The organism is Burkholderia sp. BCC0419, assembly GCF_902830285.1.
Taxonomy (GTDB): domain Bacteria; phylum Pseudomonadota; class Gammaproteobacteria; order Burkholderiales; family Burkholderiaceae; genus Burkholderia.
In genome coordinates this window covers 833214-843574 of sequence record NZ_CADESR010000001.1, presented here as the reverse complement: position 1 = coordinate 843574, position 10361 = coordinate 833214, and the positions used below count along the sequence as shown (strand labels likewise).

Below are 10361 nucleotides of genomic sequence, written 5' to 3'. Positions count from 1 at the left end.
GCATCGGGAGTGGGTCAATGGCCGGGCGAGCCGGTCGTCGTCAGCGTCTTGCCCGGCGCGGGCTGCTTCACGCGATCCTCGACGTAGCGGCGCACCGCGTCGGCCGCGACTTGCGCATCGGCACCGCCGTACGGCACGGGCGCGACGAGATCTTCCGGCCGCGCGAGCATCGTCGCGAGGTTCGTGTAGGTCGCGCAGCCGAACGGCACGCCGGGCCGCCCGAAGCCCGCGTCGACGAGATGCGACGGCTGCATCAGCTTCGCGCAGTCGGGCGGCACCGCACGGACGCCGTCGAAGCCGATCGCGCGTGCATCGGGCAGGTTGATCGGCGGCGGGGTCGACAGGCAGGCCGCGAGCGCCAGCGCCAACGGTGCGGTGAACAGGGTTCGAACTCGCATGCGCGCTCCTCCGGTCAGTACACGAAGCCCGCGGCGCCGACGAGACGCGGCGTGTCGCCCGACAGCAGGTCGATCCCGAGATTGCGCTGGATCGCGAACTCGAGATCGCTGCTCGGCCGCGCGACGGTGTCGAGCGCCTGCTCGAGCTGGCCGGGCCCGGTCGGCTGCACGATGTACGGCGTCACGATCACGACGACCTCGGTCTTGTTGTCCTGGAAGTTCTTCGACGAAAACAGCCGGCCGATGATCGGCAGCCGGCCGAGGCCCGGGATCTGCGACACGGTATTGGCCGTCTGGCTCTGCAGCAGCCCGCCGATCGCGAAGCTCTGTCCGCTCGACAGCTCGACCGTCGTCTCGACGCGCCGCACGGTGAGCCCCGGCACCGTGATGCCGCCGGTCGTCACGCTGTTGTTCGAGTCGACCTCGCTCACCTCCGGGCGCACCTTCAGGCTGATCCGGTTGTCGGCGAGCACGGTCGGCGTGAAGTCGAGCGACACGCCGAACGGCTTGAACTCGACCGTGATCGCGCCGGTCGTGTTGCCGGCCTGCGCGACCGGGATCGGGATCTCGCCGCCCGCGAGGAAGCTCGCGGTCTGGCCGGACATCGCGGTGAGGTTCGGCTCCGCGAGCATCGTGATCAGGCCTTCCTGGTCGAGCGCGTCGAGCACGACGTCGATCGACCAGCGCCCCGTATGGAAGCCGCCGAGCACCGAATACGCGCCGGTCGGCGACAGGTTGAACAGCTTGTTCGTCGGATCGAACAGCGTGCGCCCGTTGAACAACCCGCCGATGAAGTTGCCTGCCGCGCCGAGCGAACTCCAGTTGATGCCGAGCTGCTGCGTGACGTTGCGGCTCACTTCCGTCACGCGCACGCGCAGGTTCACCTGGATCGGACGCGACAGCGTGAGCCGATTGACGATCTTTTCCTTGTCGTTCACGTAGGGCGCGAGCGACTGCATCACGGCGTCTGCGTCGGCCGCGCTCGGCACCTTGCCCGACACCATCAGCGAGCCCGGCGCGCCGGACACCGACAGCTTCAATTGCGGAAAGCGGCTGTCGAGCACCGTCTGCAGCGAGGCGGTGTCGACCTGCACGATCACCGTCCGGCGCAGGATCGGCCGATGGTTCGCGCCGAGCGCGATCAGCGTGGTGGTGCCCGCCTTCTTGCCGAACACGAACACGGTGCGCGGCGACGGCACCTGGATGTCCGCGATGCCCGGATCGGCGACGAACATCGCGGTCGCGGGTTCGGACAGCGACAGCATCTCGCCCTTGCCGGTCGCGATCGACAACGCCGCGCCGGCGTCCGCCGCCGGCGGGCGCTGCGCGAGCGCGACGCCCGGCGCGACGAGGCAGGCCAGGCACCAGAAAGCGATCCAACGAACGATGCGCACCATGCGTGTTCCCGTCAAATGCCGGCCGCCGGGCGGCCGGCCCCGAATCGTCACCGCGTCACTGCGGCGCCGCCATCCGTGGCGCCTGCGCCGTCGCGTCCGCGGCGGCGTAGCCGCCCGCGGGTGCGGCCGGCGCAACCGGCGTACCCGGCCAACCCGACGGCAGCGGCGGCACGCCCGGCGTGCCGGTGCCGCTGCCGCGCGACCCATCGTCGACCGACGAGCCGCGGTAGATCACGACCGTATTGCCCTGCGACCCCGGCCGCGTGCCGGCGTCCGTCCTCGCGGACGGCGCCCGCGCCGCGCCGCGGGCCGCGCGCGACACGTCGCCGGCCCATACCGGCGGCGTATCGGGTTCCGCTTCGTCGCCCCCCGCCGCCTGACGGCGATCGCTCGTCGCGAAGCTGCGCAGCGCCAGCGACAGCGATCCGAGGCGCGTCGCGACCAGCACGACCTGTGCGGTGCGCGGCGCGACCTCGAGGGTGACCGTGCGCGCGCGAGCCGGTACTTCCGGCGCACTCGCAGGCGTCTTCGCACGCTGGAATTCCGAGCCGACCGCGAGCACGCGCGCGCGCCGCACGACCGTCTCCGCTTCGAACGTGCCGGGCGTCGTCGCCGACCCGCCGATCTCCTGCGTGAGCACCACGTCGACGAAGTCGCCTGGCTGGATCAGCCCCGCGTTGCCCGACACGTCGTCGACCGGCACCGAGATCGCACGCATGCCGGGCTGCAGCGCGGCCGCGAGAAAATCCGGTGCGCCGGCCGGGATCACGTTCTCCGCGCGAATCGGCGCACCGGCGTCGACCCGGTTGCGCAGCAGCGCGCCTTGCAGGTTCGCGCCCGGTTGCGACTCGACGAACGCGCCGGCCGGCACCTGCGTGCGCGGCATGCGCTTCCACGCGAGATCGTTGTCGCGCAGCAGCAGCCCTTCGGGCAGGTCCGCCGTCGCGACGCGCACGCGCACCTCGGCCGCTTCGCCGGGCGCCGGCGGCGTCGCCGCGGCGACGAACAGCTGGCGCAGGATGAACGCACCGATCGCGGCTGCGATGATCAGGACGGCCATTCTCAGGGGTTTGGGCATGGCGGCGTGCGTCCCCCGGGTCTAGGTAAGCGAAACCGCATGAGGAAACGGCGCCCAGACGGCCAGCGTGCCGCCGAGCGCGAGCGCGACGCCGTACGGCACGCCGCGCGTCGCGATCGTATGCGCCGGCGCGGCGCGACGCCGCAATGCGCCGGCCGCGAGTGCGGCGAGGCCGCACGCGGCGCCGCTCGCACCGACGATCGTCAACACCGGGAACGCGAGCGCCGGGCCGGCCCACAGGAACACCGCCGCCGCCAGCTTCACGTCGCCGCCACCGATCCAGCCCGCGTGACGCAGGCCGGCGAACAACAGCAGCATCGCCGCGGCGGTCGCCCCATGACCGGCGAGTTGCGCGAGCCCATCGCGCGCGAGTGCCGCCGCGACGAAATACAGCATCGCGAACGCCAGTACCGCACGATTCGACAGGCGCCGCGCGCGCGCATCCTGCATCGCGAGCGACACCAGCACGAGCGTCGCCGCCGACTGTACGAGATAGAGCATCGGAGAGCCGTCCGTCGGCGCGCCCCGGCTGGATACGTCGTACCGCTGCGGATCCGTGTGTTCGTCGGCGGCGCTCGGGTTCAGAGGATCAGATCAACGCCGTGACCTTGTTGATCAGCGCGGTGAACACGGCGGGCAAGCCACCGGACGTGCTGCTGAGAATCACCCCGACCGCCGCGAGCGCGACCACGACGATGCCGGCCAGAACCGCGTATTCGAGCGAGCTGACACCACGTTCATCGCGCAGCAAGCTCTTGACGTATTGCAGCATGACAACCTCCGTGTGACGGGGTCGGTGATCGACCGTTGAATGTAAAGACGCGGCGTTGCTTCGGTGGCGCGCACGACGTTCGCCCATTCATGACTCATGCGGCAGCCCTGGCATCGGGCCGTGCGCATTCCCCTGAATCCATTCGATCGCTGCACTGCGCGGTGGACGGCAATGGCATCTGCCGCTCCTTTCGCGCGTCTGTTGCGTAGCCGCATTGACACGATGCGGATCACGCTAATTCGTCTAGGGTATAGACAATTTTTTGGGCGAATTCAAATTATTTAGCGTCGGATGCATTTATGGGCGACGCGCTTCAACGATGAAATACGCGCATGTCATCTGCCGCTTTTCAAGCGTGAGGCGGGAGGCCTGGCTTCGCGCGCCGCAAGAATGTTAATACCGGCATGCATCGTTGCTTCCGCCGTGCATTTCGATGATTTTTATTCAGTTTTTCGATATGCCGCGAATTTTCCTGCCCGAATTTAAAACGCACACGCGGGCGCGCTATCCGGTATTTATTTTCGTACTGGCCAGCATGATCCGGAAAATATTGCACGCCCCGATCGTGTTGCCCGATTCGGCTTGACGCCGCCGTCACCGACGATCGATTTGCCGCCGATCGACATGCGGGAGCCGCGCTCGCGCGCGCCGCCGTTTCCAATCGGCGACACGCGTGATTTGCCAACCCGAAACGCGGCGATAAGCATAGTTCAAATCGTTGCTTGTCCCGCGCCGAATGCGTCCTCCAGAATGGTTCTGCCGCCCTCCGGCACGACTTCCACCCCTCGCCATCCGACGCGCCATGATCGACCGATTCCCGTCTCCACTGCGCCTGCTGCGATCGCTGCTGATCGCGTCCCTCGTTGCGTTGCCGGCCGCCGCCGCGCACGCGGACAAGCCCGCCACTGTCCGCATCGGCGTCGCCCAGCAAGGCGCGGGCGATCCCCCGACGTTCGGCGGATCGAGCGCCGCCACCGTGCAGTTGCAGCAACTCGTCGAAAAGGAATTCGCCGCCGACGGCATCAAGGTGGAATGGCTGTTCTTCAAGGGCGCGGGGCCGGCCGTCAACGAGGCGATCGCCAACAAGGCGCTCGACTTCGCGTACCAGGGCGACCTGCCGGCCGTGCTCGCGCGCTCGAACGGGATCAAGACGCGCCTGCTGCTCGCCGCGAGCGTGCGCTCGGGCATCAAGATCGCGGTGCCGCCCGACTCCACGATCCGCTCGATCAAGGACCTGAAGGACCGCCGCGTGTCGATCTTCCGCGGCACCAACCTGCAGCTCGTCGCCGACAACGCGCTCGCGAGGAACGGCCTCGGCGAACGCGACCTGCGCGTGATCAACCTCGACGCCGCCAGCTCGCTCGCCGCGCTCGCGTCGAAGGGCATCGACGCGTCGGTGGGCGATTATGCGCTCTACAAGCTGCGCGACGCGGGCCTCGCGAAGATCATCTACGAATCGCAGAACGACGGCCCGCAACTGACGCGCCAGACCCACCTGCTCGTGCTCGACGATTTCGACCGCGCGCACCCGGACATCGTGCAGCGCGTCGTCACCGCGTTCGTGAAGGGCGCGCAATGGTCGTCCGACGAGGCGAACCGCGATGCGCTGTTCAAGCTGTGGGCGAAAAGCGGCGTGCCGTATGCGTCGTGGCAAGCCGACTATGCGAACCAGCGCCTGAAGGACCGCCTGTCCCCGCTGATCGACCCGTTCGTCGTCGCGCGCTACAAGGCCGTCGCCCAGGATGCGCTGAACCTGAAGCTGATCCGCCAGCCGGTCGACGTCGACGGCTGGTTCGAACCGAAGTATCTCGACAATGCATTGCGCACGTTGAAGCTCGAACACTACTGGCCGCGTTTTGACGCCGCCGGCAAGCCTCTCTCCTGACCGAGCCCGCCCCGATGAGCGACACCGCGTTTCCCGTCCCGTCGTCCCAGTCGTCCGAATCGCACGCGCTCGCCGTGCCGCCGCGCCGTGCGGCTGCGCTGAAACGGCTCGCGTGGCAGCTCGCGCCGTGGGTGCTGCCCGCGCTGCTGTTCGCGTTGTGGAGCGTCGGCAGCGCGCGCGGCTGGATCGCGCCGCAAATCCTGCCGCCGCCCGAACGCGTGGTCGACACGCTGGCCGAACTCGCGTCGAGCGGCGATCTCGTGCGTCACACGCTGATCAGCCTGCAGCGCGTGCTCGTCGGCTTCGCGGCCGGCACGCTGCTCGGTGTGTCGATCGGCGTCGCACTCGGGCTGTCGCGCACGCTGGAAGCCTACGTGCTGCCGAGCTTCAACGCGCTCGTGCAGATTCCGGTGCTCGGCTGGCTGCCGTTCCTGCTGCTGCTCGTCGGCGTCGGCGAGCCGCTCAAGTACCTGCTGATCGCGCATGCGGCGCTCGTCCCCGTCACGCTGAGCACGTTGCAGGGGTTTCGCGAGGCGCCGCCCGCCCTCGACGAAGTCGCGCGCGGGTTCGGCTACACGCGCCGGCAACGCATCGTCCACGTCGTGCTGCCGGCCGCGATCCCGACGCTCGCGACCGGTGTGCGGCTCGCGTTCACGAAGTCGTGGCTCGCGCTCGTCGTGGTCGAACTCGTCGCGTCGTCCGAAGGGCTCGGCTACCTGATCGTGTACGGGCGGCAACTGTTCCAGCTCGATCTCGTGATGGCGGCCGTGGTCGTGGTCGGCGCGGTCGGCCTGCTGATCAACCGGGCGCTCGACGCACTCGAAGCGCGCCTGCGCCGCGGCGTGCCGTCCGCGTTTCGCGGCTGAACCGGGCCGCACGCCCCATCGAAGGAGAATCGCCCGTGCCGCACGCCGCCACGCCGTCAGCCACACCGCCCGCCACGGCCGCCCGCCGCCTGCATGCGCCCGACTGGCGCGGCTTCGTGCTGCCGCTCGTGGCGTTCGCACTCTGGTGGGCCATCGCTTCCGCCCATCTCGTGAAAAGCGGGCTGTTCGTCGGCCCCGCCGACGTGCTGCATACCGCGTGGGCACAGGCCGCGAGCGGCGCGCTCGGCCGTGCGTTGTCGGCGTCGCTCGCACGCGAAGCGTGCGGGTTCGCGATCGGCGCGACGGGCGGGCTGTTGCTCGGCGCCGCGCTCGGGCTGTCGCGCGTCGCCGCGCGGATGGTCGGCCCGAGCTTCGACACGTTCAAGCAGATCTCGCTGTTCGCGTGGATTCCGCTGATTTCCGTATGGTTCGGGCTCGGCGACGTCGCGAAGGTCGTGTTCCTGTCGCTCGCCGCGCTGCTGCCGGTCGCCGCCCATACCTGCGACGGCATTCACGCGGTGCCGCGCACGTATGTCGACGTCGCCCGCGCGCTGCGCTACTCGCGGCTCCAGCTCATCCGCCACGTGATCCTGCCGGCCGCGCTGCCGTCGATCTTTACCGGCCTGTATCTCGGCCTGATCTATTCGTGGCTCGCGACGCTCGGCGCCGAATACCTGCTCGTCGCCGGCAGCGGGATCGGCAACACGCTGATCGACGGCAGCGAGCAGTTCCGGATGGATCTCGTACTGTTCGGGATCATCGTCGTCGGCGTGACCGGCTGGGCACTGAACGCGACCGCGCGGGCGATCGAGCGCAAGGTGCTGGCCCGTCGCGGCGACCTGACGCGCTGAGCGCCCGTTCCTTCCCGCCCTTTCCTTCCGTATCGCACCCTTCTTCGTACCGCCATGACGACCCTCGCCTCCGATTCGCTCGACATCCTCCATGTAAGCAAGCACTACGCGCAACGCGGCGCGGCGCTCGCCGTGCTCGACGACGTGTCGCTGCACGTACGCGCCGGCGAATTCGTCACGATCGTCGGCGCCAGCGGCTGCGGCAAGTCGACGCTGCTGCGGCTCGTCGCCGGGCTCGACACCGATTACACCGGCGAAATCCGCGCCGGCGGCGAACGCGTGCGGGACACGTCGCTACAGCGCGGCATCGTGTTCCAGGATCACCGGCTGTTCCCGTGGCTGACCGTCGAACAGAATATCGGCGCCGCGCTGCGCAACGCGCCGCTGAACGTCGCCGCGAAACGGCGCGCGGTCGCGGAACACATCGCGCTCGTCGGGCTGAACGGCTTCGAGCACGCATTTCCGAACCAGTTGTCGGGCGGGATGGCGCAGCGCGTCGCGATCGCACGCGGTCTCGTGAACCGGCCGCGCGTGCTGCTGCTCGACGAGCCGTTCGGCGCGCTCGACGCGCAGACGCGCGCGAAGATGCAGAACGAACTGCTGCGCATCTGGGAGCAGGAGCGCATCACGATGATGCTGGTCACGCACGACGTCGACGAAGCCGTCTATCTCGGCGATCGCGTCGTCACGATGGCGCCGCGTCCCGGGCGCATCGCGCGCATCGTCGACGTCGCGCTGCCGCGCCCGCGCCGGCGGGATTCGCCGGCATTCGCGCGCTTGCGCGATACCGTGCTCGCCGATTTCGACGACAGCGAGCCGCCGGGCGACGACGGTTCGGGCGGCAAGCGCATCGACGCGGCGCGCCCGCACCGGATCGGCGAATGGCGGCTCGCTTGGTAGCGATGCAACGTGTGCGCATTGTTCAGCAGGACGACACATATCGTTCATCGCAGCGCGCACGCTAAGGTTGTGACGATTCATCGGTTCCGGTTCCGCGCGGCGCCTGCTTGAATGGAGACTCGACCGACCCGACTCCCAGGAGACTCCCGATGTCCGATGTCCAGCACGCCGCTCACTCGTCTTCGCCTGCTTCGCACGCCGCGCCGCGCACGGCCGCCGTCCCGCTTCAGCTTCGCCAGGTCGCCGGCCGGATCGGCGCCGAAATCGCCGGCGTGCGGCTGTCGGCCGCGCTCGACGACGCGACGTTCGACGCGATCCAGGCCGCGCTGCTACGCCACAAGGTGCTGTTCTTCCGCGGCCAGCACCATCTCGACGACACGACACAGGAAGCGTTCGCGCGCCGCTTCGGCGACACGGTCGCGCACCCGACCGTGCCGTCCGTCGACGGCAGCGCGGCCCTGCTCGAACTCGATTCCGCGCACGGCGCACGCGCCAATTCGTGGCACACCGACGTGACCTTCGTCGACGCATACCCGAAGATCTCGATCCTGCGCGCGGTCGTGATCCCGCCGTTCGGCGGCGATACCGTATGGGCCAACACGGCCGCCGCGTACGCGCATCTGCCCGACCCGCTGCGCGCGCTCGCCGACACGCTGTGGGCGCTGCATACGAACGCCTACGACTACGCGTCGACACACGTGCATGCCGACGATGCGCAACTGAAGCGCTACCGCGAAGTGTTCACGTCGACCGTCTACGAAACCGAGCACCCGGTCGTGCGCGTGCATCCGGAAACCGGCGAACGCACGCTCGTGCTCGGGCACTTCGTGCAGCGGCTCAAGGGACTGTCGGCGCAGGATTCCGCCCATCTGCTTCAGGTATTCCACGAGCACGTGACGCGCCTCGAGAACACCGTGCGCTGGAACTGGCAGGAAGGCGACGTCGCGATCTGGGACAACCGCGCGACGCAGCACTACGCGATCAACGACTACGGCGATGCGCGCCGCGTCGTGCGCCGCGCGACCGTTCACGGCGACGTGCCGGTCGGCATCGACGGCCGCCAGAGCGTCCTGCTGAAAGGGCCGGGCGCCACGCTGCAATAACGTCCACGTCCCATGGCGGCGCCCTTTCCCGCGCGCCGCCGCGCCCCTCTCCGCAGGACACCCGCCATGAACCTCGCACCACCGGACCGACGCTTGCACGCGCAACGATGTCGTCTCTCTTCCCCGTTCACTTCCGCCAGGAGCGTCGCATGAGCGCCCTACTCGAACCCGTCGCCCAGCCGGTCGACGTGATCCCGCTGTCCGCCCATATCGGTGCGGAAATCCGCGGCGTCGACCTCACGCAACCGTTGACCACGCCGCAGATCGCGGCGATCCGCGCCGCGCTGCTGCAATGGCGCGTGATCTTCTTTCGCGAACAATTCCTCACGCACGAGCAGCATGTCGCGTTCTCCGCGCAGTTCGGCGAGCCGACGGTCGGCCACCCGGTGTTCGGGCACGTCGACGGCCATCCGGCCGTCTATTCGATCGCGAAGCATCGCAAGGCGACGCGCTTCGAAGGCGAGCCGGTGCGCCGGCCCTGGACCGGCTGGCACACCGACGTGACGGCCGCCGTGAATCCGCCGTGGGCGTCGATCCTGCGCGGCGTGACGATCCCGCCGTACGGCGGCGACACGCACTGGACCAACCTCGTGCGCGCCTACGAAACGCTGTCCGCGCCGCTGCGCGGCTTCGTCGACACGCTGCGCGGCATCCATCGCTTCACGCCGCCGCCCGGCGCGCGCGCGACCGGTGCGTTCGACGACGCCGTCGAGCGCCGCCCGCTCGTGACCGAGCATCCGCTCGTGCGCGTGCACCCGGAGACCGGCGAACGCGCGCTGTACGTGAGCCCGAGCTTCCTGAAATCGATCGTCGGGCTGACGCCGCGCGAGAGCCAGGCGCTGCTCGAACTGCTGTGGGAGCATGTGACGCGGCCGGAATTCACGATCCGCTTCAAGTGGGAACCGCGCAGCATCGCGTTCTGGGACAACCGTGCGACCGCGCATCTCGCGCCCGTCGACATCTTCGATCTCGACTTCGACCGCCAGCTGTATCGCACGACGCTCATCGGCGACGTGCCGGTCGGCCCCGACGGCGCGCCTTCGGTCGCGCTCGAAGGCACGCCGGTCGAAACGGCGGCCGCCGTCGCACTCAACTGACGCGGCGAATGCCG

11 protein-coding genes are annotated in these 10361 nt (G+C 69.2%); 6 read left to right on the top strand and 5 right to left on the bottom strand.

The annotated features are described in order from the left end of the window. Window positions 1-14 precede the first annotated feature (14 nt). The 5 genes from HWW87_RS03750 to HWW87_RS03730 all read right to left on the bottom strand — a co-directional run bounded on the left by HWW87_RS03750 (window position 15) and on the right by HWW87_RS03730 (window position 3645). Window positions 15-398, bottom strand: a complete 384-nt coding sequence (locus HWW87_RS03750; protein WP_175819284.1) for a CpaD family pilus assembly lipoprotein — start codon at window positions 396-398, stop codon at window positions 15-17. Window positions 399-412: 14 nt separating this feature from the next. After that, window positions 413-1795 carry a type II and III secretion system protein family protein gene (locus HWW87_RS03745; protein ID WP_175819283.1) on the bottom strand — a complete coding sequence of 461 codons (1383 nt, stop codon included), beginning with the start codon at window positions 1793-1795 and terminating at the stop codon, window positions 413-415. A gap of 55 nt (window positions 1796-1850) precedes the next feature. Beyond that, complete coding sequence (gene cpaB / locus HWW87_RS03740) at window positions 1851-2873, bottom strand: Flp pilus assembly protein CpaB (RefSeq protein ID WP_175819282.1); 1023 nt, start codon at window positions 2871-2873, stop codon at window positions 1851-1853. A 21-nt stretch (window positions 2874-2894) separates the two neighbouring features. Next, entirely contained in the window at window positions 2895-3374 is a 480-nt protein-coding gene (locus HWW87_RS03735; protein ID WP_175819281.1) for a prepilin peptidase, read from the bottom strand. Between the two features lie 88 nt (window positions 3375-3462). Further along, on the bottom strand, window positions 3463-3645 hold the full coding sequence (locus tag HWW87_RS03730) for a Flp family type IVb pilin (RefSeq protein ID WP_174434244.1): 183 nt from the start codon (window positions 3643-3645) through the stop codon (window positions 3463-3465). A gap of 802 nt (window positions 3646-4447) precedes the next feature. On the opposite strand from HWW87_RS03730, the gene HWW87_RS03725 reads away from it, so the two are divergent. From HWW87_RS03725 to HWW87_RS03700, 6 genes are all read left to right on the top strand, one after another. Then, a complete protein-coding gene (locus HWW87_RS03725) occupies window positions 4448-5530 on the top strand; it encodes an ABC transporter substrate-binding protein (RefSeq protein ID WP_175819280.1) in 1083 nt (360 codons plus the stop codon). A gap of 14 nt (window positions 5531-5544) precedes the next feature. Continuing rightward, complete coding sequence (locus HWW87_RS03720; protein ID WP_175819279.1) at window positions 5545-6396, top strand: ABC transporter permease; 852 nt, start codon at window positions 5545-5547, stop codon at window positions 6394-6396. 35 nt (window positions 6397-6431) lie between these two features. Beyond that, complete coding sequence (locus tag HWW87_RS03715) at window positions 6432-7247, top strand: ABC transporter permease (RefSeq protein ID WP_175819278.1); 816 nt, start codon at window positions 6432-6434, stop codon at window positions 7245-7247. Window positions 7248-7301: 54 nt separating this feature from the next. Further along, window positions 7302-8147: an ABC transporter ATP-binding protein gene (locus HWW87_RS03710; RefSeq protein WP_175819277.1), complete on the top strand. Its 846-nt coding sequence runs from the start codon at window positions 7302-7304 to the stop codon at window positions 8145-8147. A gap of 149 nt (window positions 8148-8296) precedes the next feature. Next, entirely contained in the window at window positions 8297-9250 is a 954-nt protein-coding gene (locus HWW87_RS03705) for a TauD/TfdA family dioxygenase (protein ID WP_175819276.1), read from the top strand. Window positions 9251-9399: 149 nt separating this feature from the next. Then, window positions 9400-10347 (top strand): TauD/TfdA family dioxygenase, encoded by a 948-nt coding sequence (locus tag HWW87_RS03700; protein ID WP_175819275.1) that lies wholly within the window; start codon window positions 9400-9402, stop codon window positions 10345-10347. Window positions 10348-10361: the final 14 nt, after the last annotated feature.

Bases quoted from the DNA above. Each gene is read 5' to 3' on its own strand.
- HWW87_RS03750 (WP_175819284.1), bottom strand. From the start codon at position 398: ATGCGAGTTCGAACCCTGTTCACCGCACCGTTGGCGCTGGCGCTCGCG.
- HWW87_RS03745 (WP_175819283.1), bottom strand. From the start codon at position 1,795: ATGGTGCGCATCGTTCGTTGGATCGCTTTCTGGTGCCTGGCCTGCCTC.
- cpaB (WP_175819282.1), bottom strand. From the start codon at position 2,873: ATGCCCAAACCCCTGAGAATGGCCGTCCTGATCATCGCAGCCGCGATC.
- HWW87_RS03735 (WP_175819281.1), bottom strand. From the start codon at position 3,374: ATGCTCTATCTCGTACAGTCGGCGGCGACGCTCGTGCTGGTGTCGCTC.
- HWW87_RS03730 (WP_174434244.1), bottom strand. From the start codon at position 3,645: ATGCTGCAATACGTCAAGAGCTTGCTGCGCGATGAACGTGGTGTCAGC.
- HWW87_RS03725 (WP_175819280.1), top strand. From the start codon at position 4,448: ATGATCGACCGATTCCCGTCTCCACTGCGCCTGCTGCGATCGCTGCTG.
- HWW87_RS03720 (WP_175819279.1), top strand. From the start codon at position 5,545: ATGAGCGACACCGCGTTTCCCGTCCCGTCGTCCCAGTCGTCCGAATCG.
- HWW87_RS03710 (WP_175819277.1), top strand. From the start codon at position 7,302: ATGACGACCCTCGCCTCCGATTCGCTCGACATCCTCCATGTAAGCAAG.
- HWW87_RS03705 (WP_175819276.1), top strand. From the start codon at position 8,297: ATGTCCGATGTCCAGCACGCCGCTCACTCGTCTTCGCCTGCTTCGCAC.
- HWW87_RS03700 (WP_175819275.1), top strand. From the start codon at position 9,400: ATGAGCGCCCTACTCGAACCCGTCGCCCAGCCGGTCGACGTGATCCCG.